At 69.8% G+C, this 26,739-nt stretch carries 20 protein-coding genes and 4 pseudogenes; 18 read left to right on the top strand and 6 right to left on the bottom strand.

Annotated elements, in window-relative coordinates:
* Positions 1-2 precede the first annotated feature (2 nt).
* Positions 3-2,135 (top strand): SpoIIE family protein phosphatase, encoded by a 2,133-nt coding sequence (locus OG978_RS40155; RefSeq protein WP_442817633.1) that lies wholly within the window; start codon positions 3-5, stop codon positions 2,133-2,135.
* Here OG978_RS40155 and OG978_RS40150 read toward each other — a convergent pair.
* From OG978_RS40150 to OG978_RS40135, 4 genes are all read right to left on the bottom strand, one after another.
* Positions 2,119-3,609 (bottom strand): ISKra4 family transposase, encoded by a 1,491-nt coding sequence (locus tag OG978_RS40150; protein WP_442817814.1) that lies wholly within the window; start codon positions 3,607-3,609, stop codon positions 2,119-2,121. The genes OG978_RS40155 and OG978_RS40150 overlap by 17 nt on opposite strands.
* A 29-nt stretch (positions 3,610-3,638) precedes the next feature.
* Positions 3,639-4,058 (bottom strand): hypothetical protein, encoded by a 420-nt coding sequence (locus OG978_RS40145; protein WP_326763325.1) that lies wholly within the window; start codon positions 4,056-4,058, stop codon positions 3,639-3,641.
* A 718-nt stretch (positions 4,059-4,776) separates the two neighbouring features.
* Positions 4,777-6,606, bottom strand: coding sequence for a hypothetical protein (locus tag OG978_RS40140; RefSeq protein ID WP_326763326.1), 1,830 nt, complete (start codon positions 6,604-6,606; stop codon positions 4,777-4,779).
* A gap of 207 nt (positions 6,607-6,813) precedes the next feature.
* On the bottom strand, positions 6,814-7,710 hold the full coding sequence (locus OG978_RS40135; protein WP_326763327.1) for a LysR family transcriptional regulator: 897 nt from the start codon (positions 7,708-7,710) through the stop codon (positions 6,814-6,816).
* 212 nt (positions 7,711-7,922) lie between these two features.
* Between OG978_RS40135 and OG978_RS40130 the strand changes: the two genes are divergently transcribed.
* The 5 genes from OG978_RS40130 (at position 7,923) to ku (ending at position 12,791) form a co-directional block, all read left to right on the top strand.
* Positions 7,923-8,801, top strand: coding sequence for a carbon-nitrogen hydrolase family protein (locus OG978_RS40130; protein ID WP_326763328.1), 879 nt, complete (start codon positions 7,923-7,925; stop codon positions 8,799-8,801).
* Complete coding sequence (locus OG978_RS40125) at positions 8,798-10,168, top strand: APC family permease (protein WP_326763329.1); 1,371 nt, start codon at positions 8,798-8,800, stop codon at positions 10,166-10,168. The genes OG978_RS40130 and OG978_RS40125 overlap by 4 nt, the downstream gene beginning before the upstream one ends.
* 915 nt (positions 10,169-11,083) lie before the next feature.
* Positions 11,084-11,410, top strand: coding sequence for a hypothetical protein (locus OG978_RS40120; RefSeq protein WP_326763330.1), 327 nt, complete (start codon positions 11,084-11,086; stop codon positions 11,408-11,410).
* A gap of 5 nt (positions 11,411-11,415) precedes the next feature.
* A complete protein-coding gene (locus OG978_RS40115) occupies positions 11,416-11,607 on the top strand; it encodes a hypothetical protein (RefSeq protein ID WP_326763331.1) in 192 nt (63 codons plus the stop codon).
* Positions 11,608-11,843: 236 nt separating this feature from the next.
* A complete protein-coding gene (gene ku / locus OG978_RS40110; RefSeq protein WP_326763332.1) occupies positions 11,844-12,791 on the top strand; it encodes a non-homologous end joining protein Ku in 948 nt (315 codons plus the stop codon).
* Between the two features lie 207 nt (positions 12,792-12,998).
* On the opposite strand, the gene OG978_RS40105 is transcribed toward ku, so the two are convergent.
* Positions 12,999-14,366, bottom strand: a complete 1,368-nt coding sequence (locus OG978_RS40105; protein WP_326763333.1) for a transcriptional regulator — start codon at positions 14,364-14,366, stop codon at positions 12,999-13,001.
* 194 nt (positions 14,367-14,560) lie between these two features.
* Between OG978_RS40105 and OG978_RS40100 the strand changes: the two genes are divergently transcribed.
* From OG978_RS40100 to OG978_RS40065, 8 genes and pseudogenes are all read left to right on the top strand, one after another.
* The gene (locus OG978_RS40100; RefSeq protein ID WP_326763334.1) at positions 14,561-15,430 is read left to right on the top strand and encodes an aspartyl/asparaginyl beta-hydroxylase domain-containing protein; all 870 of its coding nucleotides are present in this window, start codon (positions 14,561-14,563) and stop codon (positions 15,428-15,430) included.
* Between the two features lie 40 nt (positions 15,431-15,470).
* Complete coding sequence (locus OG978_RS40095; RefSeq protein ID WP_326763335.1) at positions 15,471-16,385, top strand: nucleotidyltransferase domain-containing protein; 915 nt, start codon at positions 15,471-15,473, stop codon at positions 16,383-16,385.
* The gene (locus OG978_RS40090) at positions 16,382-16,936 is read left to right on the top strand and encodes an LOG family protein (RefSeq protein WP_326763336.1); all 555 of its coding nucleotides are present in this window, start codon (positions 16,382-16,384) and stop codon (positions 16,934-16,936) included. The genes OG978_RS40095 and OG978_RS40090 overlap by 4 nt, the downstream gene beginning before the upstream one ends.
* Positions 16,933-17,457, top strand: coding sequence for an orotate phosphoribosyltransferase (locus tag OG978_RS40085; protein WP_326763337.1), 525 nt, complete (start codon positions 16,933-16,935; stop codon positions 17,455-17,457). Before OG978_RS40090 ends, OG978_RS40085 begins: the two co-directional genes overlap by 4 nt.
* Positions 17,454-18,113 carry an HAD family hydrolase gene (locus OG978_RS40080; RefSeq protein WP_326763338.1) on the top strand — a complete coding sequence of 220 codons (660 nt, stop codon included), beginning with the start codon at positions 17,454-17,456 and terminating at the stop codon, positions 18,111-18,113. The genes OG978_RS40085 and OG978_RS40080 overlap by 4 nt, the downstream gene beginning before the upstream one ends.
* Before the next feature lie 188 nt (positions 18,114-18,301).
* Positions 18,302-19,714, top strand: coding sequence for an NF041680 family putative transposase (locus OG978_RS40075; RefSeq protein WP_326763339.1), 1,413 nt, complete (start codon positions 18,302-18,304; stop codon positions 19,712-19,714).
* Positions 19,715-19,915: 201 nt separating this feature from the next.
* On the top strand, positions 19,916-20,845 hold the full coding sequence (locus OG978_RS40070; protein ID WP_326763340.1) for a phosphotransferase family protein: 930 nt from the start codon (positions 19,916-19,918) through the stop codon (positions 20,843-20,845).
* 402 nt (positions 20,846-21,247) lie between these two features.
* Positions 21,248-22,504, top strand: a pseudogene (locus OG978_RS40065) (IS1380 family transposase); the annotation flags it as partial.
* Here OG978_RS40065 and OG978_RS40060 read toward each other — a convergent pair.
* Positions 22,472-22,621 (bottom strand): annotated as a pseudogene (locus OG978_RS40060) (NUDIX domain-containing protein); the annotation flags it as partial. The pseudogenes OG978_RS40065 and OG978_RS40060 sit on opposite strands and share 33 nt — an antisense overlap.
* A gap of 1 nt (position 22,622) precedes the next feature.
* Between OG978_RS40060 and OG978_RS40055 the strand changes: the two are divergent.
* From OG978_RS40055 to OG978_RS40040, 4 genes and pseudogenes are all read left to right on the top strand, one after another.
* Positions 22,623-23,168, top strand: a pseudogene (locus OG978_RS40055) (PLP-dependent aminotransferase family protein); the annotation flags it as partial.
* A gap of 211 nt (positions 23,169-23,379) precedes the next feature.
* Positions 23,380-23,596 (top strand): annotated as a pseudogene (locus OG978_RS40050) (MBL fold metallo-hydrolase); the annotation flags it as partial.
* A gap of 482 nt (positions 23,597-24,078) precedes the next feature.
* Positions 24,079-25,131, top strand: coding sequence for a LacI family DNA-binding transcriptional regulator (locus tag OG978_RS40045; RefSeq protein ID WP_326763341.1), 1,053 nt, complete (start codon positions 24,079-24,081; stop codon positions 25,129-25,131).
* Between the two features lie 11 nt (positions 25,132-25,142).
* Positions 25,143-26,738 (top strand): FAD-dependent oxidoreductase, encoded by a 1,596-nt coding sequence (locus OG978_RS40040; protein WP_326763342.1) that lies wholly within the window; start codon positions 25,143-25,145, stop codon positions 26,736-26,738.
* The last annotated feature ends 1 nt before the right edge of the window (position 26,739 follow it).

Below are 26,739 nucleotides of genomic sequence, written 5' to 3'. Positions count from 1 at the left end.
CCATGCGGGGCCCTGCTGTCCCTGCAAGTGCTGCCGGCCCCGGAAAGGGGCTGCTGGATGCGGTCCTGGTCGACGTCATGCGGGATACCGGCGCATCGGTGGGCCTGGTGTTTCTGCTGCCGCCGGGGGAGCGGGTGCTGCGGCTGGTGCTGGCTTCCGGGATGTCCCGGGAGATCGCCGCTCCCTGGGCCCGTGTTCCCATCAATGCGGCGATCCCGGTGGCGGACGCCGTGCGCCAGAGGTGCCTGGTCTGGCTGGGCAGCCAGGAGGAGATCGCCCGCCGCTACCCCCGGGTCGGCATCGTCCTGCCGTACGACTTCAGGGTCGCCGCAGCCCCGATCACCGACGGCACCACCGTGTGGGGCGGCATCGTGCTGCTGTGGCCCGTCCGGCACCCGGCGCAGCTCAGTGCGGCCGAGCAGGAGACGATCACCGCCTGCTGCCGGCGCGCGGCACCGCTCTTGCAACAGGCCGCCGACAGCGGCCGTCCGCTGGGGTTCGCCGACGAACCCCGTCTGCTGCCTGCGCTGCACTCCCGCGAGGCCGACTCGGCCCGGGCCGTGGCCGCCCTGGACTGTGCCGAGCGGCTGCCCGTGGGCTGCTGCGCGCTCGATCTGGACGGCCGACTCACCTACATCAACCCCGCCGGCGCCGGACTGGTCGGTGCCGGTGCCGCCTCCCTGCTGGGCAAACGCCCATGGGAGGTACTTCTGTGGCTGTACGACCCGGTGTTCGAAGACCGCTACCGGGAGGCGGTGGTCTCCCGGCAGCCCACCTCCTTCACCGCCAGGCGTCCGCCCGACATCCGGCTGTCCTTCCAGCTCTACCCTCATGACAGCGGCATCAGCGTCCACATCACCCCCACCGCCGGGGATCCGACCGCCACAGCGGCCAAGGCCGCGGCCCCATCCCCCGCCGGGCTCGTCGGCGCGACGGGGCTGTACCACCTGACGCACCTTGCCACCGCCCTAGCCGAGGCCGTCAGCGTGCAGGACGTGGTCGAACTTGCCGCCGACCAGATCGTGCCGGCCTTCGGCCCGAAGGCGCTGGCTCTTCTCACGGTGAACGACGGACGGCTGCGGATCACCGGCTACCGAGGCTACAGCCCGGAACTAATGGACCGCTTCGACGCGGCCCCCCTGACCTCTGACATCCCCGCTGCACATGTCATCACCACAGGTGTGGCCAGCTTCTTCGCCACCTTCACCGATCTCAAGAGGGCCTACCCTCCTGCCGTGCACCAGGACGAGATGGCAGGCTGGGCCTTCCTCCCCCTGATCGTGTCAGGACGCCCGGTCGGCTCCCTGGTCCTCGCCTACGACCAGCCTCGGCCCTTCCCGCCCGCCGAGCGGGCCATGCTCACGTCATTGACCGGCCTGATCGCCCAGGCCTTGGACCGCGCCCGCCTCTACGACGCCAACCACACTCTCGCCCACACCCTGCAGACCGGACTGCTGCCGCACACCCTCCCGCGCCTCACTGGCTTTGACGTCGCCGCCCGCTACCGGCCAGCCGGTCACGGCATGGACATCGGCGGCGACTTCTACGACCTCATCGTCTGCACACCCACGACGGCCGCCGCGGTGATCGGCGACGTGCAAGGCCACAACACCACCGCCGCCGCCCTCATGGGACAGGTCCGCACCGCCGTCCACGCCTACGCCGCCACCGCCAGCGCCTCCCCCGGCGCGGTCCTCGCCTGCACCAACCGCCTCCTGGCCGACCTCGACCCCGGCCTGTTCGCCAGCTGCCTCATCGCCCACCTCGACCACACCCACCACCGCGCGCTTCTCGCCACGGCCGGACACCCCCCGGCCCTGCTCCGCCACCCCGACGGGCACACCGACATCCTTCGCGTGCCGCCAGGGCTGCTGCTGGGCATCGACCCGGACGCCGACTACCCCACCACCGAGATCCCCCTCCCTCCCGGCGCCGTCCTCGCCCTGTACACCGACGGACTCGTCGAAACCCCCGGCACCGACATCGACGACGCCACCAACACGCTCGCCGGCCACCTGGCAGCAGCGGAACCCGAGAACCTCGACGCCCTCGCCGATGTCCTCCTCCACCACGCCGAACAATCCGCGCCGGGTGCAGATCCAATGAGGGTTCTGGCGATCAAGCCGCTGGTATGAGCGTGTCGCGGTATCGGGCCTGGTGGTTGCGCGTGAACTCCTGTGTCTCGTGCCAGGCCCAGTAGGTGTCGAAGTCGCCGTTGCTGCGCAGGGCACGGAGTTTCAGGACGGCTTCGGCGCCGGAGAGGCCCCAGCGGGCTCCGGTGATGTCGAGGCGGTCTTTGACCAGGTGGCGGCACGCCCCCTCGATGATCCCGGTGGCGATCGGGAAGCCTTCGGTCAGCGCGGTGTCGTAACGCAGGTAGGCGGCCTTGTTCTTCAGGTAACCGACGGCGTCGTCGATACCCTTGCGTGAGCCAGGCCTGAGCCCGACGGCGTCGGCGGCGGCGCTGATCGAGGCCGCGGCCTGCTCGGAGCCTCCGGCCAGGATGGTACGGGCCTGTCCGGCGACCCAGGCCTCGGCCGCGCGGTCGCCGGCCGGGTGCAGGCAGTGCGCGGCGCCCCACAGGTATTCGAGCACGTGGATGATGTCGATGACGATGTGCACGGTGACGTTCCGGCGTGCTGCCTCGGCTCGGATGAGGTCGAGCTGGTGCCGGGCGCCGTCGACCAGCACGACCCAGGTCCGGCGGTGGGCGGGGTCGCGGGCTTCGGCCTGGTCGAATACCGCGGCGATGACTTGTTCGGCGGTGTCGTTCACCGAGCCGCACAGCCACTTGGACCTGGCTCTCGGTCCCGGGCGACACTCCTTCGCGGGGTCGGCGGGGTCGGCGATGATGTCGTCGACGCCGCGGACGGCGGGCTCGGTGTCGTAGACGGTGCCCAGGGTGGCCATCCGTTTGCGGCCGTGCTTCTCCCCGGGCGCGAGCCTGGTCGCCATCTTGTTGCCGCTCTTGGTCGCAGCGGCCTTCGCCGTGGCCTCGCGCAGCGCCTCGGGCCTTATCACCACGCCCTTGCCGTCGGTGGACAGCACCAGCAGCGTGGCGTCGGTGCACGGCTCGGGCACCAGGGCCTGGTAGAAAGCGTCGATGCCGGCCGCGGCGGCCACGGCGAGCTCCTGGACCTGCCTGTGGCCGACCCCGGCGCCGGTCAGCGCGTTGACGCGGTCGACCGCCTCGGCGAAGGAGCCGCGGGCGGACTCGGTGGCGGCGAGCCTGGCCAGCCCATGGCTGTGCATCCCGGCCGGCATGTTCAGCGCGGCGTCGGCCAGGTGCAGATCCGCCGAGCCGGTGGCCCGGTAGGCGATCCGGGTCGCGGTGACCTTCCCGAACACCGTGGCCAGGATCCGGCGTCGGCCCCGCTCGATCCGGGTGCGTTCAACCCCGGTCTCATCGACCACCTGCCCGGCCCGCCGCTCGCGCACCGCGCGCAGATCCAGATGGTCCTGGAACAGCTGCCGGGTCACCTCGCGCATGCGCGCCGCGAGCAGGTCTTCCAGCCCTGAATGCGTCAACGCGGCGGCGTCCGGCGACGTCAGATCCTTGGCGACCTGCTCGAACAGGCCGCGGGCGGCGGCGAACGCGGTCTCGGCCACCGCCGGACCGCCGGTCTCCAGGGCGGCGCTCACCAGCCCAACTCCCGTCCGTCCACCCTGAACAGCCCCGGCGCAGTCTCGGCCAGGATCCCCCGCTCCACCAGGCGCTTCAGCTTCGAGCGCATGCCCTCCACGTGACGGGCCTCGGTCTGAAGCCCCAGCTCCACGCACACGTCCTTGCACCGCCACGCCGACCCCGACGTCGCGAACAGCGCGGTGATCCGCTGGTAGTCCGGCGACATCACCGTCACATCGCCCGCGGCCTCGGCGGCCAGCAGCGCCGCGGCAACATCGACCGGCCCGGACGCCGCCGGCACGGAGACATCACGTGTGGCCACCGGACCGTCGGCCAGCACCTGCTTCACCGTCTCCCGCGTGATCTGCAACCGGGACAGTTCAGCTTCCGCCTGGGACACCGCTTCGGAAAGCTCTGCGATCTGCTTGCGCAACTCCGCGACCCTGGCCCGGCATTCACTCTCTCTGGCATCCAACGCGGCCATCAACGACGGCACCACACCACCCCGCCTCACCCGGTGCCCGCACCCACGGCCGGCTCACCTCGCCGACGTTAGAGACCGCCCCACACCGGCACATCCCGAACCTCTGCGAATCACCCCAACGAAGCACCCTCACAAGATCTGCACCCATCGAAGTTAGTCGGGTGGAGTGGGCTGACCTGGGGCGACTGAGTTGGATGTCAAGGGGGAGGCTGGCCATTCACTCAGGAGATGCCCGACAGCGGTTGAGAGTGAAGGCCGTATATGAGGATGCTTGCACGGCAATTAGCGCTGGTCACGGCTCCGCTAGCAGGCGAGGCTTCCGCCTCATGGGTCGACCGGATGGCGCGGCTGAATAGGTCTTCGCCAGCAGCGGTCGCAGATTCTGATGGGCCCCTTGCGTGGGAGCTATCAGTTGAGCCTGGGTGCGTCATTGCTTGATCGCGATCCCGCCCCGGTGACGCACCCAGGCACGCTCCTGCCCGTCGGTTGTAGCACCCGACGGGCAGGAGCGTGACCACACGAAGGAGGCTGAACTGTCCACCCCTCAGCGCCTGTCGGCTGGCCGGAGTCTCCTATCGAGCCTGGAAGGGTTCGGGTGGGACACCCCGGCAACGGTCATCGTCAGGCGAAGCGCATCCCAGGCCGACAAGGGTGCGTTCGATGGGGTCTACCTCGCAGTAACTGCCGCTCCGGGCATGGGCGCCAGCTTGTCGGCTTCGACGACGGCGGCGTTCCAACTGAACTCGTTGTTGTCGCTGAAGTAGTAGTAGGTGGCGCCGTTCGGCATCATCGCGACGGTGATGCCGCCGTATCCCGACATGAAGGGTACGTAGAAGGGGCTGGTGTAGGCGGGGTTGTCGGCGGAGGTGAACTCCTGGCCCCAGAAGCCGTTCTGGTACTTCATGGGCTTGGTGCCGGTGGTGGTCATGCCCGGGGCCTCCGGTGTGCGTTGCATGGTGGCCGCGAGCAGTGTCGGGTCGAGTATCTGCGTGCCGTTGACGGCGCCGTGGTCGTTGTTGAGAAACTTCGCGAACCGGGCGATGGAGTCCTGCGTCCAGAACATGCCGTAGCCGCCGAAGGGCACCCCGCCGGGGCTGTTGTCGGTGCGGGAGGAGACGAGGGAGTCGGGCCCGACGCCGATGGGTTCGAGCACGTCGTCGCGGAGCATGTCGAAGATGTCGGCGTCCGAACCGGCCTTGTCCCGCAGGTAGTTGTTCATTGCGCGGGTGGCGAGGAAGGTGTCCGAGGTGTGGTAGACCCACTTGCTGCCGGGGCTGGCCTTACGTGGGAAGGACAGGGCGAGTCGCATCTTGTCGGCGTAGGGCTCGGCTGCGAAGAAGTCCGCCATGGTGCGGCGCGATTCGTCGGTCTCGTAGCCGGGCGAGGTGTAGTTCCCGGTGGCCATGTCGAGGGTGTGGTCGAGTGTGACGCCGCTCCAGGCAGTGTTGCCGGCGGTCTCGGGGATGCGGTTGGAGAGTTTCTCCTGGGCCACGGCCGGGCTGTAGCGCTGCGCCAGACGCAGCATGGCTGTTCCCGCGAACGCCGACTTCGCGGTCGAGTACGAGGGCAGCAGCATCTGGCCGCAGAACGGGTACTCCCCTTGCCGCGTGCGACAGTTGCCCACGTAGTGGACTCCGCCGAAGTAGAAGCCGAAGGTGCTCAGCGCGGACGGCGTGATGCCGGAGCCGAACTTCGTCACGTCCACCCCACTGTCCGGGTAGTCGGTGGCCAGCGCCGAGATGGGCTTGGCCGGAAGCCGGTCCCCGACCTCGGCGGCGTACGCGTCGCGCCGGTTCTCGGCGCCGTCGACGGGTCCGGGCCGGTAGTCGGCCGTTACCTGGCCCCACATGTCGAACTGGAAGTACTCGCAGGTCTCCGTGGTGATCTGGTAGCGGACCTCGGAGATCGATGTGGCGTCGAAGAGGAACGTCAGGGCGCCGTTGTGCACGCAGTTGGCGTTGCGCTCGACGAGCGCGAACGGCAGGGAGGCACGGGTGCGTTCGCCGTCGCCGTCCTCGTTCCACGCGCGGCCGGGTCCCACCGCCAGGTTCCACGCCGGGTTCCCCGTGTACTGCAGCCCGCGCTTCGCCGGGACGAGGTGGCTGCCGTTCTGCACGAGGGCGACGTCGATCGGCGGCAGGTGTCGGGTTGCCGCCGTGTCTCCGTATCCGTTCGGGTCCTTCAGTGCGCGGAAACCGCCGGCGGTGGAGAGCCCGTCGAGGGTGAGGGTGCCTTCGAAGCTGTGGGTGGGTGGCGCCGCTTGCGCCGGCAGGGCGAAAGCGCTGTCGGGCACGGTGTCCTCGGCGCTGCCCCCGGTGAGTTGGCCGGCGGTGAGTTCGGTCCGGTTCACCGCACCGCTTCCGGTGAGCGGATCACCCGGTACGGGTGCGGTTGCGGGCGCCGCCATCGTCGGCAGCGGGACGGCGAACAGCCCCGCGAGCACGGCGGCAGTGGCGGCGGCACGGCGTAGCCGCCGGGCATGGAACGGTCTTGGCATGGTCCGAGGTCCTCTCGGGCTGGCAACTGATGCGGAATATCGCTGCATGGTGGGGCGCACCGGTGCCGCCGTCCAATGCCTGCCCGGTCTGGTCAGGCTGCTCGCCAGGCATACCTCCAGCTCTCCTTGGCCTGTCGGCCGTCGGGTCGGCGTGCGGTCACGCCTCGCGTTGTGGTGAGGGCCGTGGTCTGGAGTCGTCGCTGCAGTTCACAGGCGGGCGGCGACCTGTGGCCCGTACCGCTCGACACAAAAACATGACAGCCCGGCCGCGAATGCCTCGATGCTGTGCAGCGCGTAGTGGCCGGCGTCCCACGCCGCGTGCAGGTGGATCTGCAGCGGTTCGCCCGTGCTGTCGAGGATCAGCAGCGGGTGCAGGTCGAAGCGGGGATCGTCGGAGACCACCGCGACACCATGGCCCGAAGCCGCCATGGCCTGTGCGACGTGCGGGGTGTCGCATTCGAGCACGATGTCGTACGAGGCGTCCGCATCCTGCACGGCATGGTCCAGGATGCGGCGGGTGCCGTGCGCCGGGGTGAGGACGATGAGGGGCTCCGCGGCAAGTTCCCTGATGGTGACGCGGCCCCGGTCCGCCCAGGCATGGTCGGCACGGACGTAGGCCCACAGCGGCAGGCGGGCCACCGGGAGCCCGGCGAAACGGCGCCTCGGAGGTGCCGAGGAGATGGCTACATCGGCGCCCCACGCAAGGGCCTGGTACGCACGTGCCGGACTCTCCGCCTGCACGGTGACGAGCGGATCCTCCGGCCCCCAGGTGGCCAGGAACGGCGCGATCACGTCGGTGATGGTGGTGGGCGGCGCCGCCACGGTGATCCGCATGGCACGACCGGCAGCCAGCGCACCGACTGCGGCCTCGGCGGCATCCGCACGGGCGACCAGGTCGCGGGCCAGGGGAAGGAAGCGCCGGCCGGCCGCCGTCAGGACCATCTGCTTGCCGCCGCGGTCGAAGAGCGTCATCCCCAAGGACCCTTCCAGGCCGCGCAGTTGACGCGACAGCGAGGGCTGGGCGACGCGGACCACCTCGGCAGCCTTGGTGACGGAACCGGTCTCCACGATGGACAGGAAGTAGCGCAGCACTCGGAGTTCCATGGCGGTGGCCCCTCGGGAGACGGAGGAGGCATGACACCCTCATGCCTCGAAGGCATGATAGTCAACCCTCACAAGTATTTGAAGCTATGGCTGACTGGCTGCATTCTTGTCCCACCCTCGGCCCCGCCCTCCAGAATCTCTGGCCGGCGGCGCCCGAATCTCCGTCGGTTTCTCCTCGTAGAACCCTCCCTTCGATTGGCTGGTGTTCCCGCATGGCCCGCCCCCTGCCCCTGATCCTCGCCCAGGCGCCCGGCCGCCCGGCCGACGACCTCGCAGGCTTTGCCGCCGACGTGGAGCGGCGCGTGAAACTGCGCGCACCCGGCGCCCTCGTCGTCTACCCCGAACTGCACCTAGGCGAGAGCGCCCCCGGCGTCCCGGCCGCCCCGGAGAAGGCCGCCGAGCCGCTCGACGGCAAACGCGATGCGGCCTTCGCCGAGCTCGCGGGGGATCTGGGCATCTGGCTGGTACCCGGCAGCGTCTACGAGCGAGGCACCGGCGACCGCGTCCACAACACGACACCGGTCTATTCACCACGAGGTGAGCGCCTCGCCGCGTACCGCAAGATCTGCCCGTGGCGCCCGTACGAGACGACCACACCCGGCAACCGGTTCGAGGTCGTCGACCTCGCCGGGGTCGGCCGCATCGGACTGTCCATCTGCTACGACACCTGGTTCCCGGAGATCTCCCGCCATCTGGCCTGGATGGGCGCCGAGCTGATCGTCAACGTGGTCCGCACGTCGACGAGCGACCGCGCGCAGGAAGTCGTCCTCAGCCGCGCCAACGCCATCACCAATCAGGTCTTCGTTGCCAGCGTCAACTCCGCCGCCCCATCCGGGATCGGCCGCAGCCTCGTCATCGATCCACAGGGCACGGTGCGCGCCGAAACCGTCGATGCCGGAGACTCCACCCTCACCGACGTGATCGACCTCGACGAGGTCAGCAACGTCCGCCGCTACGGCACCGCCGGTCTCAACCGGATCTGGGACCAGTTCCGCCCCGGCGACCCAGCCCTCGAACTCCCGCTGTACGGGGGCCGCATCGACCCCGCCACCTGGAACCCCGCCCACACCACCGAGGAGCCGCCACGATGAACAGCGAGACCACAGGAAACACCATGAGACTGAAGGGCGACCTGAGCCTCCTCTCCGTCGTCCTGTTCGGCCTGGCCTACATCTCCCCCGGCATCGTCGTCACGATCTTCGGCGTGGTCGCCGCCACCAGCGGCGGCGCGGCCCCGACCGCGTTCGCCATCGCCACCCTCGCGATGCTGCTCACCGGGCTGAGTTACGCGAAGATGGCGCGCGCCGTGCCCGGCGCGGGATCGGTCTACACCTACGCCCGCAAGATGCTCGACAGCCGCATCGGTTTCCTGTCCGGCTGGGCGATGCTGCTCGACTACTTCTTCATCCCGATGGTCGGCTGGCTGATCACGGCGATCTACTTCAACGCCCAGTTCCCTGACATACCCAAGTGGGTCTGGCTGATCGTCTCGGTAGGCATCACCACCGCCATCAACGTCTTCGGCATGAAGCTCGCGGACCGCGTCAACAAGGTCCTGATGTTCATCGCTCTGGGGTCGCTGGTCCTCTTCGCCACCCTGTGTGTCGTCTTCCTCGGCAAGCACGGCTCGTCCGCCCCTGCCACGGACGCCGTGTGGAACTCCGGCACGTCGATCGGCGCGGTCACGGCGGCCGCAGCCATCGCCGCGTACTCCTTCCTCGGCTTCGACGCCGTCTCCACGCTCGGTGAGGAGGCCAGGGGCGGGGCGAGGACGATCGGCCGCGGCATCATCGGCTGCGTCATCGCCGCCGGAGCGATCTTCATCGTGCTGTCCTTCGTGATGCAACTGGTCCACCCCGGCGCGAAGTTCGCCGACGTCGACGCGGCCGCCTACCACCTGAAGGTGCAGGTCGGCGGCAAAACGTACGCCGAGATCATCAACTTCGTCACCATCGCCGGATCCATCGCCTCCTGTATCGCCCTGCAAGCCTCCGCCGCCCGCCTCATGTACGTCATGGGACGCGACGGCGCACTGCCCAAGGCCGTCTTCGGCAACCTGTCGAAGAAGACCGGCACGCCCGTCTTGAACCTGCTGCTGACCGCGGCCGCCGGTGTCATCGCCATGAAACTCGACCTGACCACAGCCACCTCGTTCATCAACTTCGGCGCCTTCCTCGGCTTCGCCCTGGTGAACGTCTGTGTGATCGCCCACCTGGTCCGCGAGCGCAGACACGGCCGCACCCCCAACCTCTTCTCGTTCCTGGTGATGCCGGCCATCGGCGCCGGCGTTTCCCTCTACCTGCTCACGAAGCTCGGTGACGTCGCACTCCAGATCGGCGGCGTCTGGCTGGCGATCGGCGTCGTCTACCTGGCCGTCCTGACCAAGGGCTTCCGCCGGCCCGCACCGGAGATGACCTTCGACGACGACACCACGGCCACGGACGCAGTCACCGCGTAGCTCCCCTCCCTCGCCCGGGCTCGTCGTGCGGTGTCGCGACGGCGTCACCGGCCGGGTGAGGCACGGCCGTACCCCCTCCGAGCTGCCCTTTGCCCTGCGTCCAGGGCCGGCTGCGGCGAAGTCGACAAAGGGAAGCGCGTCCATCAGCTCGCACACGGCGGAGCGGATGGTGCGGCGGCGGATCAGACCAGCCGCGTACGCTTCCTCGCCGACCCGTGGAAAGTGGACCCCATTGGCGTCGCCGACATCCGGCACCGCCGCGACCCAGTTGTGGCCGATGCCTGCGAAGGCAGACGTGACCCGGCGCTCGTAGAGCTCGGCGAACGGGCAGTCGTTGCCCAGCGCACCAACGAGGGCTGGCCGTTGCGCTGGCAAGACGGGGCATGCGCAGGAAGGGGGCGTGCTCGACTGGCGCGTTCAAGATCCACCGTCGACCGTACATACCCCTGTTAGAGAAGTCGGAACGACTGGGTTCGATGTCAAACGACTCGGTTGGATGACAAAGGACACCAAATGTCCTGTCTCGACGAACCGAGTTGTCCGCCGATCCGTCTCATCGAATCCAGTCGCTGCAGGTCGGCGTCCTTGAGAGAGCGGCTCCGTTCCAAGGCGCCCGTCTCAACGAAGTTTGTCCGCACTGGTCAGCAACTCGGGATCGACTGGCTTGGTTGAGACAGGACACCAAAGTGCCGGACAAACGCTGCTGCTGAAAGTGAACGAAGCCACGGCGAAAGACCGGCCACTTCTCTATCGGGGTCATCCTCACGCTTTCCCTCGGTCCGTGGGCACCGAGGGACATGATCACCCCGGCTGATTCCACGTAACTTCTAGGGTGCGGAGACGCGGCAGATCGGGCGGCAAATCGTATATGTGTTCTACTCTACGCCGTGGGACTGAGCGGACGAGGAGGACAGCATGATCAACGCTGACCTGCTGCGATCCCTCGCCATCGACCCGTCGGACCTGGATCCCGCCCCGCCATGGACGCCGTGCGGGAGCGCAGGCATCCAGCGTCTCCATGGCAGGCATCCATGCGTGCGCTGTGGCCGGCCGTCGACCGTGGCCGGGGTCGTCGAAGTGCCCGAGCACGGCCGGCGCTGGGTGGACCGCTGCGTTCCCTGCCTCGTCGCCACCACCCCGCGCGGCGGCCCGCAGGCGCCCCTCGCGGAGCCGCTCGCCGTGCTGCGGGAGGCGGCCCGAACGGCGGGCGTCACCCTGACGACTGCCGCTGACGGGGTGTAGCGATCATGGATCGCTATCGACTGACCCTGGCGATCGGAGCCCGGACCATCATGCGCGGCTGGTGGCCCGACCTACCAACCGCCGAACGGAAGTACCTGCGATGGATCGGCGAGCGCGGCAGCGTAAACGGTGCCCGGGTCACCCTCGCCGACGAAGCGGCCGACGGGCGCGTGCTGAAGTCGTGGCCGCCGGACTGACCAAGCCCGGTTGTCATCGCTACTCGTACCGTTCCGCTGGGCGTACCCGGCATCTGCCTCAGCTGCCGGCGGCCACGGGTGGCTACCCGATCCAGGCAGCCGGCCGCTCCGTATGCGATCACGTCCGCCTCAGGCAAGGATCGTATTGGCGGCCGGTCGCGCCCCCGACTCCTGCCTTTCCCCGGTGCTCCGACCGTTTCCCGGCGCAGTGCGATCAGGGGGTTCTGGAGGTACGTATGCCGCGGCCCTTGTGGACCGGAGCCATTTCTTTTGGCCTGGTTACCATCCCGATCAAGGTCGTCAGCGCGACCGAAGACCGCTCGGTTCATTTCCACCAGGTCCATCTGGAGGACATGGGCCGGGTCCGAACCCGCAAGGTCTGTGAGATCGAGGACGAGGTCGTGCCGCAGGAGGAGATCGGCAAGGGCTACGAGGTCGCCAAGGACCAACTCGTCGCGGTCACCGATGAAGAGCTCGACGAGATGCCGCTGCCGACCGCGAAGGCGATCGAGATTGTGGCGTTCGTCGATGCCGACAGCATCGACCCGATCCGGATCAGCGACAGCTACTACCTCGCGATCGACGGACAAGTCGCAGCCAAGCCCTACACGTTGCTCCGCAAGGCGCTGGAGCGGTCCGACAAGGTCGCCGTCGCCAAATTCGCGTGGCACAACCGCGAAAGGCTCGGGCTGCTCCGGGTGCGCGAGGACGCGATCGTGCTGCACGCGATGCGATGGCCCGACGAGATCCGCAGCCCCGAGTCCCTCAAGCCGAAGGACGTCGACCTGGACGACGACGAGATCGAGCGGGCCGTCCAGCTCACCGACACCATGGCCCTCGACGACATCTCCGGCTTCCGGGACGAGTACCGCGACGCCCTGGAGGAACTGATCGAGGCGAAGGCGGAAGGCACGGAGCTCCCGGAGCCGGCCGAGGGCGAGGAACGGGAATCCGGGAAGGTCGTCGACCTTATGGCGGCCCTGAACGCCTCAGTCAAGGCAGCCAAGGAATCGCGCGGCGAGCACGGCGGCCAGGACGCCACTGTGCACACGATGCAGCCCCGCAAGAAGACCGCGGCCAAGAAGAAGGCCGCCCCGGCCAGGAAGACCACCGCGAAGAAGACCACAGCCACGAAGAAGCGCACGGCGAAGAAGACCACCACGAAGAAGCGCAGCGCGTCCTGAGCAGGCGCGAAGCGGGATGGTCATGAGGTTGCCGCGGATCGCTCCGATGCTCGCCACGCCCGGCAGCCTGCCGCCGTCGGGCGCCGAAGACCACTGGGCATTCGAGGTTGTTGTAGACAGCCGCTCCCGCAATCGGACAACCCCGCATGGCCTTTGAGAACGGTTGAGCATGGCCGGAGGGGTGCCTGGCGGCCGGCCGTTGGGCGATCACTCGGTGTTGGTGTAGTCCAGGAATTCGGCGACGGCGGGTATCCCGCGGCGGCGGGCGAGTTTGCTGCGCAGGTCTTCCAGGGTGTGGGTGCTGCGGGCGGAGGTGATGCCTCCCATCCGGTCGACGGCGTCGTGGGCGGTGGCCACGGCGGCATCGACATCGCCGAGACCGAGATGGGCCTCGGCGAGCCGGGCGAGGTAGATGGCGTGGCCGCGGGGGAAGGCGTCGCCGTTGTATGCCTCCTGGTTGGTGTGGACGGTGGAGGCTTCCAGGAAGTGGGCGAGGGCCCGTTTGGGGTTGCCCAGGTTGAGGGCGGAGCTGCCGATGAGCTGGTGGGTCTCGCCGAGGTTGTACCAGTAGACGCAGGAGAGATCGTCCTCGATGGGTCCGGCGTGCTCGTAGGCGTCCAGGGCGGCGTTGGCGGCCCGGTCGGCGGCCCGGGCATCGCCGGCATGGGCGTGGGCCCGGCAGGCGCGGGCGTGGAGCATGGAGGTCAGGCGGGGCGAGCCGGTCCTTGGTGCTTTTGACAGGGCGGCCTCGATGAGGTCGACCGCGCCGCGGGGATTGCCGGTGGAGTAGTGCTGGATGGCCCAGAAGGCGAGAGTGTTCGCTCCGACCACGGGGTCGTCGGCGCTGGCGGCGGCGCGCAGGGCGGTGACGTAGTGGCGTTCGGCGGCGGCGGTCTTCCCGCTGTCGTAGGCCGTCCAGCCCGCGGAGCGGGAGGCTTCGGCCGCCGCGGCGAACAGGCGGCGCTCGACGCCTTCGCCGAAGGAGGCGTTCTTGAGGGTGGCGGTGATCAGGCGGAGTTCGGCGCGGGCCGCGTCGTAGACGTCGCCGGAGCCGACGGTGTCGTCGAGCCGGCGCAGGCCCTCAAGGCGGCGTTCGAAGAGGTCGGGGACGTCGTCACCGATCCGGCAGCCCGTGGTGGGGGCCGCTCCTGCGGGGGCGGCGGCGGACCATTGCGCCACGGTGGTGCCCAGGGTGACGGATGTGGTGATCAGAAACTTCCTGCGGTCCACCGGACCTCCTGTGATCTCCAGTGCCTGCACCACCCCCGTGGTCGTCCACGGGAGGGTGAAGAGGGTGTGGTCCGGCAGGGCCAACAGGAGCCAGCCCGGCCAGCCGTGGGCGTGGATCGCCTCGGGCGGGATGCCTTCGAGCGCGGCCATGGCGAGCTGGGTGCGGTAGTTGGGCGCGTAGTCCCCCCTGATCCAGCGGGATGCCTTCTCCCGGCGGTACGCCATCTGCCCGTATCCCATGCGCTGGTGCTGCTCGGCGACCCGGAGCAGGTACGCCTGCGCCTTCTGGCCGCGTACGGCCAGGAGGTAGGCAAGCGGGTGGCGTTCGGCGGCGTCAGTGGTCACGGCCATCCCTTTTCGCGGGCGCGGGCGCCACCAGTTTCCCGGCTTCCGGCGGGCGGGGGAAGGCCGCCGGAGGTGAACGGCAACGGCCTGCAACGGGCGGCAACGCCAGCGGTCTGTGAGGCGGTTCGTGCCTGCGGTGTCCTTGCACGGCTGCCCTGCAGGGCAGCGTCCGACAAGATGTCAGGAGGATTCCGATGGTGACCATACTCCCCGCAGCCACCCCGGTGGCGCAGGCCGGCCCCGGGCGGGCGGACGTCCTTGCCCAGGTCGCCCGGCTGGCCGACCTGGACGAGCTGACGGTCGAGCAGATGCGGGCCGAGGCGCTGGCAGCGCCCGCCCGCGGCGTCGTCGCGTACGGCGAGTACCAGTCGGGCGGCTGGTGGACCACGTCGCTGCTGAACCACTCCGGTGACCCCCACGACGTCGTGATCGGCGACGGCCGCCCCCGGCCCACCTCCTTACTGGAGGCCATGCCCGCCACCACGCGGTTCCTCGACGGGCTGGGACTGGACTTCATGTACGTGCGCCTGGCCCGCCTGGAACCGCACTCCTACCTGTGGGAGCACCGCGACTACGCGGAACTGCGAGACATGGGCAGGCACCGTCTGCACATCCCGCTCGTCACCAATCCTTCGGCAGTTCTGGTCACCGCAGGGACCAGGGTCCACATGGCAGCCGGCGCATTGTGGCGGCTGACGCCCTCGCAGGCACACGGCGTATGCAACACGACCGGCCCGGACCGGCTCCACCTGATCGCCGACGTGTACGCCAACGACGCCTACCAGGCCCTGGCCGCCCGCCCCTGCCTGCGTGACGGGGACGCGGCGGACCTGCCGGAGATGACCGGGGCGAACCGGGCCGCACTGCTGTCCGGGGCCGGGCAGCTTGCCGAACTCGGCTTCACCGACGCGGCGGAACAGACCCTGCTGCGCGCTTTCTACAGCTACGCCCTGCCGGAGGGCGGGGCCTACGACCTGATCGCCGAACTCCACACGGGCCGCGGCGCGGACAGCGATGCGCACCGGTGGCGCCAGGCGAAGGCGCACCTGCTCGACCGCCCCTGACCCCAGCCCCGATCCTCTTCATCCGAAAGGCAGGACACTGATGTCCACCTCGGCATCCCCGCCGCGCGAGCTGCCCGCGATCGAGGAACTCGCGCACGCCCACCGGCCGGCGCAACTCGCCGTCCTGGGCGACCTGGTCCAGGCCCTGTCCGCCACCACGGCCGTGACCCACCTCCTGGTCCGCGGCTCGCTGGCCACCGGCACCGCGGACCGGCTCTCCGACGTCGACCTGGTCGTCGCCGTCCACGACAGCCGACTGCCCGACCTGATGAACAGCCTGGACGCGCTGATGTCCACCACCTTCGGCACGCTGCTGCCCGGATGGCGGGACACCATCGTCGGCGATCTCGGCGGCGCCGGGTTCGTCTACCTGCTGCCGCACGACGGCCACCTGCTCCAGCTCGACCTGTACCTGTGCCCGACCAGCACGGTCGGGGCGCTGCGCCGCAGGATCGGCCCCCGCCTGCTGTGGCAGGGCCCCGGCGCCGACAGCCTCGCCGATGCCGGCACCCGGCAGCGCACGGCGCAGGAACTCGCCCGCGCGGCACAGGCACCCGCGGACTGCGGCAGTCTCCTCGTCCAGGCGATGGTCCTGCACGCGATGCTCCGCAAACGCCTGGCCAGGGGCCAGCACTACATCGCCTACGGCCTCCTGCACGACCTGAACGCCACCTGCCGGGACGTGATCCGCACCGCGCTGGTGCCGCACTCCCGGCATCACGGCTGGTACCACCTGCCCGACGAAGTCGGCCGCACCGCCACCGGCCGGGAGTGTCTGGCCCAGCTGACGCAGGCGCTGACCAGTCCGCCGGTCCCCACCGTGGCGCAGGCCGATGAAGCACTGGACCGCATCGTGCGCCTTGCGCAGCGGATCGCCCCGCACGCCGCCGGCTCGCTGACCGACGAGATCTCCGCATACCGCTCCTACCAGCAGCACGAGGAAGGACTCGTATGAACAGCACCGACCTCACCGCGGCCCTGTTCGCCGGAGTCGTACCGCCGGACGGCGAGGAACCGCTGGCGGAGGCTGCCGGCGCCGCACTGGCCCGCGCCGGGTACGCCCTGCGGCACGGCGGCTACAACGGACTGATGGAGGCCGCCGCGCGCGGCGCCGCACCCCACGGAGTACCGGTCACCGCGATCACGCTGGCCGGCCGCCCCGACTGGGGAGCGCTCAACCCCCACGTCACCGCCACCGTGTACGCCCCGACCATCGGCGCCCGGCTGCATGCCTATCTCGACGACGCCGACCTGGTCGTCGCGATGGGCGGAGGGGTCGGCACGCTGCACGAACTCACCGCCGCCCTGTACTACGCCACCACGATCCGTTCCCTTCCCGTGCGGCTGCTCGGGCCCACCGCGTGCCGTCTGGGTGCGTTCCTGCGGGCCGGGGGATGGCTGACCGAGAGCCCCATCCGGCCGCTGGGCTTCCTGCGGGAACTGCCCGACGCCGCGGCGCTCGAAGCGGATCTCAAGGCCCTCGATGCCGGGCGGTGCAAGCGATGACGTTGCCCGCCGTCACCTTCGCGGAGAAGATCGCGGGCGTCGCCTACCGGCCCGGCCCCTACCGGCTGCCGGAAGGCGGCACCCTGGACACCTACTTCGACCCGTACCGGCTGGCCGGTGACCCGGAGCTGCTGGCGGAGACCGCAGCCGCGCTCGCCAGCCTGCTGCCCGCTGGCACCGAGGTCCTGGCGGGTCCCGCGCTGGCCGGCATCCCGCTGGTCACGGCGGTGTCCCTGCACACCGGTCTGCCCGCCGCCTTCCTTCGCCCCTCTCCCAAGGAACACGGCACGTGGCAGCAGATCGAGGGCGCCGAGCTGAGCGGCCGGCAAACGGTCCTGCTGGACGACACCGCCCGCAGCGGCACAAGTCTCCTGCGCAGTGCCCGCCTGCTGCGGATGGGCGGCGCGCGGGTCGGCACGGCCCTGTGCGTCCTGGACCGCGACGCGGGCGCCGCCACCCTGCTCGCCGACCACCACATCGTCCTGCGCGCCCTGGTCCAAGATCCGGACGGTGCCCGGTGACCGGGCCCCGCCAAGCGGCGCTGTTCGACCTGGACGGAGTGCTGCTGGACAGTGCCGCCGCAGTGCGCTCCACCCTCGCGGCGGTCGCCACCTGTGCTCTCGGCCGCCGGGTGATGCCGGATGACCTTCCGCCTGCTGCCCTGCGCCGCCCCCGCTGCGAGGTCCTGGCACTCCTGGACGTCGCCGATCCCGACGACGCCTGCGACCGGTGGTGGGACGGCGCGGCGTCAACCCTCCCCGTCGAACCGTTCCCCGGGATTCTCGCCGGGCTGCTGGCCCTGCGCGCGCAGGGCACGGCCGTCGGCGTCGTCACGGTCCAGGACCCCGACCGGCTGCGGTGGCTGCTGCCACCAGCCCTGACCAAACTGCTGGAGGTCGTCGTCACACGGCAGGACGCGCCGCCCAAACCGGCTCCCGACGGACTGCATCTCGCCCTGAGCCGGCTCGACATCCCACCGGAACGCGCGGTGTTCGTAGGGGACAGCCCCACCGACATGACCGCGGCCCGCGCCGCCGGCGTCGTCGCACTCGGAGCGGTCTGGGGCTGGCACCCTCCCGCCGCCCTGCACGCCGCCGGGGCCGATCACCTCCTGCCCGAACCCGCCAGCATCGGGCCGTCCCTGCTCAACCACCTGCCCCCAACCGACAGCGCGTGACCCACCCGCCGCACTACAGTGAAGGGGCGCCCCCACGGGCGCCCCTTATTGCACTTCTGCACTCAGCTTGGCTTTAAACCCCACCAAGATCATTTCTTGGTGGGGTTTGTCGTTCGCCTGACAGCTGAGCGGCCTCTGCTTGATCATATGTTTCCGCCAAGAGACACGTTGATCAACCAAAGGCCGTGATGGACAGTCTGCAAGACGGCGCCGTGCGCGTCGAGGCCCTGGCCAGGTTGTCCCGGTTTCGCCGTGAGCTGTACGAGTGCCTGACGTTGCGGGCGGATGCTCTGTTCGAGCTCATGGATGCGGTGCTGTGCGCAGACGGGCCGGTGACGTCCCTGCCGGAACTCTCGCTGTCGGGGGTGCATCGGCGCGGGCACGGAGCGATGTACGACGCGCTGACCCAGGGACACATCAACGTGTCCCGGCTTCGGATGGCGCTGGCCGGTCTGCGGCTGCCGCGCGGGACGGACGGGCAGCTGTCGATCGCGTTGGATGTCACGCCGTGGCCGCGTCCGGATGCCGAGTGCTCGCCCGAGCGGCTGCACTGCCACCGTCCGTGCCGGTGCGACGGGGTGCGTCAGACCATCCCGGGCTGGCCCTACCAGGTCGCGGCGGCCCTGGGTGGGGGCCGCTCCTCGTGGACCGGGCCGCTGGACGCGGTGCGGTTGGGGCCCGAGGACGATCCCACCGAGGTCACCGCCGCCCAGATCCGCGACCTTGTCGCCCGCCTGGAGCGGGCCGGGCAGTGGCGCCCGGGGGACTTGCCGGTGCTGTTCGTCCTGGACTCCGGCTACGACCTGGTTCGTCTGACCTGGCTGCTGCGCGAGGAGCCGGTGCGGCTACTGGGACGCATCCGCGCCGACCGGGTGATGCGCGCCCCAGCCGGCAAGCGCCGCGGGACGAACCCCGGGCGCCCGCCCCGGCATGGAGCGGAGTTCCGCCTGGCCCACGCCGCGACCTATCCCGCGCCGGTCCAGGAGTCGGCCGGCGTCCACGACCGCTTCGGTCAAGTCCTCGCCCGCTGCTGGGGCCGCCTGCACCCCAGGCTGGACCGGCGCGGCTCCTGGGCTGACCACGAAGGCGAACTCCCCATCGTCGAGGGAACGTTGGTCCATCTGGCGGTCGAGCACCTGCCCGGCAATCGCGACCCCAAGCCGCTATGGCTGTGGCACAGCGACCCCGACGCCACCGCGCACGACGTCGACCGCCTCTGGCGGATCTTCCTTCGAAGGTTCGACATCGAGCACACTTTCCGCTTCTTCAAGCAGACGCTCGGCCTGACCCGACCCCGCTTGCGCACCCCCGAACAGGCCGACCGGTGGGTGTGGCTGATCCTCGCCGCCTACGCGCAACTCCGTCTCATCCGGCCTCTGGCCGAGGACCTCCGGCGGCCCTGGGAGAAACCCCTGACACCGGATCAGCTCACCCCGGGCCGAGTCCGACGGGGCTATCCCCGCATCCGACGGACCGTGGGCACTCCAGCCCGCGCGCCAAAAGCCTCCCGCCCCGGCCCAGGCCGCCCCAAGGGCCGCACCTCCACACCCGCACCCCGCCACCCAGTCGGCAAGAAACAGCGCAAAACGGATAATGCCTAGACGCGACGGGGCCGACCAGCAGCCTTAAAGATCAAGCTCAGAGGACACAGGCGAATGCGCGTGATGCGGCGACGAGCGCCCGGCGCCGAGCTGGAGCACTGAGAGAGCGGACCCCGCCCCTCAGCCCCGACTCCCGGTCCGGCTCGGCGCGCACCCCCATCACCCCGTCACCCGTCCCCTGGACCTCTGAAAGCTGCCCCGATGCCTGTACCGCCCACCAGCGGCCGTCTGCAATGGACCGACGTCCCCACGGCGCTGCGCGCCCGCCTCGAAGACGCCCTCGGCGCACCCGTCACCGACACCGTCACCCCCGGCGGCGGCTTCGGCCACCAACTGGCCGCCGCCCTCCGTCTGGCCGACGGGCGACGGGCCTTCGTCAAGGCAGCTCCCGACGACGACCCGCTCACCGCCGCCAACGTCCACGAAGCCGCCGTCCTGGACGCGCTGCCTCCCGGCGCCCCGGCCCCAAAACTGCTGGGCATCCACCACGCCGCCAACTGGACCGCCGTCGTCATCGCCCACCTCGACGGCCCGCACCCCGACCTCTCCCCCGCCTCAGGCGACGCCGGGCAGACATGGGCGCTCCTGGACAAGCTCACCTCCAGCCCCGCCCCGGCACCGTACGCCAAGGCGGTCAGCACCACACCCTCGACAGCGGCCGGCCTGCACGGCTGGGACGAACTCCTCCGCGATCCGCCCGCAGACCTCGCCCCCGCCGCCCGTGACCGCCTGCCCCAGCTCGCCGAACTGGAAGCCGCCTGGCCCGCCCTTGCCCGCGGCAACCGCATCGTCCACGGAGACCTGCGGGCCGACAACATGGTCCGCGACCGCCACCTCGGCGTGACCTTCGTGGACTGGGCACACGCCACCACCGGCCCGGCCTGCATCGACGCCGCATCTCTCGCCCCGCAACTCGTCCTCGCCGGACACGCACCCGCAGACATCGCCCGCCTGCTTTGCGACCACCCCGCCACCGCCACCAACCCCGACGCCACCACCGCGTTCCTCACCGCACTCACCGGTCACTGGCACCGCAACGCCCGCAAACCCGCACCCCCGGCGCCCCCGGACTGCGCGCCTACCAGCACCGCGCCGCCGCCGCGGGCCTCGCCCTCCTCGGCTACCGCCTGAGCTGAGACATCGACCTGGACGAAGACGGCCTGACTCAGGAAGCGAACCCCGGTCAAAAGACCGGCGTGGCTTTATCGAGCAGCAGTGAAGGCGCTTCTCGATGGGTTTGGGAGGCGCCTTCGGTGTCCCGATCCCGGTATCGACGAGTACGGGAGGCAGTGCCCACGGAGACCTCCGCGCCGGCAACGGAGTCGGTCCACCCGGCCACCTGATCCCGTAGCCAGCATCTTTGACCTCAGCTTGCCTCGGTGCGGGGACGCGCAGACGGGAATTAGGTCACGCGGATCCAGGAGTGTGCCGTCCGGACTCGTCGACATTCGGGCCCTCTGGAGTGCGTACGCGCCTCCCGAACTGCCCGAGAATCGAATCGCTGTTCCTCGTCATCAACAGAGCCAAGGGGTTCTGTCGGTCCAGGCGGAAGGCACTTTCTGCGTGCAGGGTATCGGTTCGCGTCCCAAGCTCCATGTCTCTGCTGACGGTGCCGGGGTGGTTGGTCACGCCGGGGCACGGTTGCTGGCTGATCTTGCCGATGCCACCGAACTGACCAGCGCGTACTCCACCGCGTTGGGACCACTTCGGCCACGCGGCACTGGCCACGACCCGGGCCGGATCGCCACCGACCTCGCGGTGATGCTGGCTGATGGCGGGGAATCCATCACGGATCTGGCCGTGTTGCGGGACCAGGGCAAGGTGTTCGGCCCGGTCGCCTCGACACCGACGGCCTGGCGGCTGCTCGCCGACATCGACGAGACCGGACTCGCTCGGCTGCGAGCGGCCCGCGCCCAGGCACGGGAAGTGGCCTGGCTGCAGGCCGCCGAGACCCGCTGCGGAATACCGGCGGCAAAAGCCGGCGGACGGGAACTGCCCGGCCTGGTCCTGGACCTCGACGCCACGCTGGTGACCTGCCACTCCGAGAAGGACCAAGCCGCACCCACCTACAAAGGCGGCTTCGGATTCCACCCTCTGGTGTGTTTCCTGGCCAACACCGGCGAGGGCATGTCCGGGCGGCTGCGGCCCGGCAACGCCGGAGCCAACACCGCCGCCGATCACATCGCGGTGCTGGACGACGCTCTCGCGCAGATCCCCGACACCCACCGGCACGGCACCGACATCCTCGTCCGCACCGACAGCGCCGGATCGGCGAAAGCCTTCCTCGCCCACGTCCGAGACATGCGGATACGAGGAATCCGCACCTTCTTCTCGGTCGGATACGCGGTCACCGAACCGGTCCGCCGCGCGATCCGGGCCCTGCCCGAACAGGTCTGGCACCCCGCCCTGGACCAGGACGGAACACTGCGTGCCGGCGCCTCGGTCGCCGAGCTGACCGGCACGGTCGACATTGCCGGCTACCCGGACGGCACCCGCATCATCGTGCGCCGCGAGCGCCCGCACCCCGGAGCCCAGCTCTCCTTGTTCGACCAGGACGAGGGCCTGCGGCACCAGGTCTTCCTCACCGACACCCCGCTCGCCGGCGCCGGCTCCGCCCAGTTCCTGGAAGTCCGCCACCGCGGGCATGCCACCGTCGAGGACCACATCCGGTGCGGCAAGACCACCGGCTTCGGACGCTTCCCATCCCGCCACTTCCTGGTCAACGCCGCATGGCTCGAACTCAGCCTCGCCGCGACCGTGTTGAACCCCGGTGCCGCCCTCCAGCTCGTCGGTGATCAGGTGGACGAGCTCGGCACGTTGCAGCTTGCCGCCCAGCTCCTCGAATACCTCGCGGTGCAGGGCCGCCTCGATGGTCGCGTCGTCCTCCTCGACCCCGCCGCCGACCGACGACGAAGTGCCGCCGCTCGCCTCTCTGGCCCCCCAGCAGACCGTCCTCGTCGACAGCCTGTCCAAGCGCATAGCCCCTGGCCTGACCCTCGGGTTCGTGGTGGCGCCCGGCTTCCTGGTGGGCGAGATCGCCACGTCGCTGCGCTCGGGGGGCTGGACCCCCATGCGCTTCGCACTGGAGGCGGCCTACCACTGGCAGCAGGACGGCACCGTGAAGGCGCTCGTACAGGCCAAGCAGCGGGAAGCCGCCGTACGACAGGAGATCGCGGCCCGGCACCTCGGCGGCTTCGCTGTACGGAGCGACCCGCGCTCGTACCACTGCTGGTGGCAACTGCCCCGCCCGTGGCGCGCGGACACCTTCGTCGCCGCCGCTGCCCGGCACGGCATCGGAGTGGTGCCGGCCGCCGCGTTCACCGTCGGCAATAACCAGGCCCCCAACGCGATCCGGCTGGGGCTTGCCTCCCCGCAGACCGACGTTCTCTCCCAGGCGCTGGCCACACTGGCCGAACTCGCCCGGTCCGCCCCGGACGACCTCGTCACCGACTGACGCCTGCCCGCGCGCCGGCGACCGTCCGGCGAAGACCGAGGCGAAGCCCACGGCCACAGACACGGGATCGGCATCGAGATCGTCGAGCGGAACCCGCAGGACAAGAGCTTCATCGCGACTCCGAGGGGGCCGGGCGGCCCTCGTAGTCGCGGACCAGTCGCCGGTGCAGTATCAAGGTCGTCAACACCTGTGGATCAAGCGTTCTCCCCGGATGACCACCGAGCTTCTCCGTCTCACCGTCCCGGGGTGTGCGACGCCTTGTCCGAGCGTGGACAATCCCTTGCTCCGGCCACCTGGTGTCCAGCGGCGACACACGGGTGTGGATGGACGCGGGCAGCGGGACGCTGGCTCAGCTTCAACGGCACGTCCAACTGGATGAGCTGGACGCGATCTGGATCTCGCATCTGCACGCCGAGCACAGCGCGGACCGGGAACCTCAGCCCTGCCCGACGCGGTGAACACCGTCTGGCTTCCCGGTCGCCTGAGCCTCGATTTACCGGTCCGGTTTGAAGTGGTTTCCTGAGGCTGTGCAGGGCGGCGTTCGGTGCCGTTGGCCGGGTGCGGGCAGGGGTCATCCGCTGGTCTGACCAGAGTGTCCACGGGTTCCGTTCCGGTTGTGACCAAGTGGGGCATCAGCCGCTACGACGCGCTCAAGCGCCTCTTCACCACCGGGGCGTGGATCCCTCACCCGCGAAATCACCCTCGCCCTCCACGACATCCCGGGAACGAATCAGACATCCACGGAACACTCCGGCGCTCTGGCCCGCCCCCGGCTCAGCTGCTGCCAACGGAAGCTGTTGACGCCCGACTTACTAATTCGCATTATCAGCGCCCCCAAGTCTTGACGTGTTTGAAACACAGGGTTCACACTGATCCCGAGGCGAGATAATTCGTATTAGCGGAGGCTCAAGTGACAATTGGTCGCCCTGCGCGGCGGATCACGCAGCGGGACATTGCCAAGCTGGCCGGGGTGAGTCAGCCGACCGTGTCGCTGGTGCTCAACGGTCGGGCCGACGCGGATATCCGGATTCCCGAGGAGACCCGCGAGCGCGTGTTGAAGGTGATCCGGGAATCCGGGTACGTGCCCGATCCAGTGGCACGACGGCTGGCTGACAAACGCAACCGCATACTGGGCGTCTTCACCTATGAGGCGGTCTTCCCCAGCGCCACCAGCGACTTCTACCACCCGTTCCTGGTCGGTATCGAGGGCGCGGCCGAACAGGTCGGCTGCGACCTGCTGTTGCTCACCAGCACATCAGTGACGGGCGGTCGGCGGCGTGTCTTCGAGGGCGACAATCGGCTCCGGCTGGCGGACGGCTGCCTGCTGCTCGGCCGGTCGCTCGACCGCGACGACCTGAGGCGGATGGTCGCCGACGGATACCCCTTCGTGGCAGTTGGCCGGCGCGATGACGCCGGAGGCCCGGTGCCTCACGTGGGCGCCGATTACGCGACGGCCGTCAGCCGCCTCGTCGAGCTGGCGGTGACCCGCGGCCACCGTCGCGTGGCATACCTCGGACTCCCCACCGACGTGGAGTCCTCCGCAGACCGTCGGAAAGGCTTTCTGCAGGCCACCCAGGCGGCACCGGGGCCCGGCGTCCTCATCGCGCTCGACGAGCTGTCTCCCGGACGCGAACCCGACGAGTTGCTGTCGGCGTTGCTGGCCTCACGCGCAACGGTAGTCCTGGTCGAAGACTTCGCCACCGCTGCGGATCTGGTCGCTTCCGCGCGTCGGCGCGGCCTGGCCGTACCGGAGGACCTGTCGGTCCTGACTCTCGGCGATCCGACCACGCCCGTACCTGCCGATGTGGACTTCACCGGATTCAAGATCCCGAGAGAGGAGATGGGCCGACAGTCCATCGCGCTGCTGACCGACCTCCTCCAAGGCACCGCGGACACCCCGCAGCTACTGCTGCCCTGCGAACTCGTCACCGGCGCCACCCTGGCGCCCGCACCCGCACAGTGAAAGGAACGTGGATGGAAACGGAGATCCTCGTCATCGGCGGAGGGCTCGGCGGAGTGGCAGCGGCATTGGCCGCCCTGCGCGCCGGCCGGCGGGTAGTGCTCACCGAGGAGTACGACTGGCTGGGTGGCCAGCTGACGAGCCAGGCCGTCCCACCGGACGAGCCCAGCTGGGTGGAGCAGTTCGGTGTGACCGCCGGCTACCGGGCACTGCGGGACGGAATCCGCGACTACTACCGCCAGCACTACCCGCTGACCGAGCGGTCCCGGGCCTGGCGCCACCTCAACCCGGGGGCCGGACACGTCAGTCGGCTCTGCCACGAGCCGCAGGTGGCAGTGGCGGTCATCGAGGCAATGCTCGCGCCGTACCGGGGCAGCGGGCGGTTGCGCGTGCTGCAGCCGTACCGACCGGTGTCCGCCGAGACCGACGGCGACCGGGTCTGTGCCGTGACGGTGGGGCACTGCGGAGATGGCGACGAGATCACCATCGCCGCACCGTACATTCTCGACGCGACGGAGACCGGCGAGCTGCTACCTCTCACCGGTACCGAGTACGTCACCGGCTTCGAGGCGCAGTCCGAGACCGGTGAGCCGAGCGCCCCGGGCACGGCGCAGCCCTTGAACATGCAAGCCGCCTCGGTCTGCTTCGCGCTGGACCATGTGGACGGCGATCACACGATCGACAAACCGGTCCGATACGACTTCTGGCGCACCTACCAGCCGGACTTCTGGGGCGGCCCGATGCTCTCCCTGAGCGCGCCTCACCCACGGACCAAGGAGATCGTCGAGCGCAGCTTCACCCCGAATCCCGACGACGACCCGCTGGCCGTCGTCGCGGACCAGCGGCTCAGCGCCGGCGACAGCAACCTGTGGACGTTCCGGCGTATCGCGGCACGGCGCAACTTCACCGACGGCGCGTACAGTAGCGACATCACGCTGGTCAACTGGCCGATGATCGATTACCTGGCAGGTCCAGTCTACGACGTACCTGATGCCGCGCAGCACCTCGCGGCCGCTCGCGAACTGTCCTTCGCGTACCTGTACTGGCTGCAGACCGAGGCTCCACGGCCCGACGGCGGCACCGGCTTCCCCGGTCTGCGGCTGCGCGGCGATATCACTGGCTCGGCCGACGGTCTGGCACAGGCACCGTATATCCGCGAGTCACGGCGTATCCGCGCCGAATACACGGTCGTCGAACAGGACCTGTCCATCGCGTTACGGGGCGACAAGGGTGCCGTGGAGTATCCCGACACGGTGGGCATCGGCATGTACCGCATTGACCTGCACCCCACCACCGGCGGCGACAACTACCTCGATGTGGCGTGCTGCCCGTTCCGGATCCCGCTGGGTGCGCTGCTCCCACAGCGGGTGGAAAACCTGCTCCCCGCCTCCAAGAACATCGGCACGACACACATCACCAATGGGTGCTACCGCCTGCACCCCGTCGAGTGGAACGTCGGCGAGGCGGCCGGTGCACTGGCCGCCTTCTGCCTGGAGCGCCGGGTCTCCCCGCGCGCCGTCAGAAACACGCCCGGCCTCCTGGCCGACTTCCAGGACCGTCTCACCGGCGACGGGGTCGAGCTGCAGTGGCCGCGAATAGCGGGTTACTAGC

Source organism: Streptomyces sp. NBC_01591, assembly GCF_035918155.1.
GTDB lineage: Bacteria > Actinomycetota > Actinomycetes > Streptomycetales > Streptomycetaceae > Streptomyces.
The sequence above is the reverse complement of the archived record's forward strand: the minus strand, read 5'-3'. Positions and strand labels throughout refer to the sequence as shown.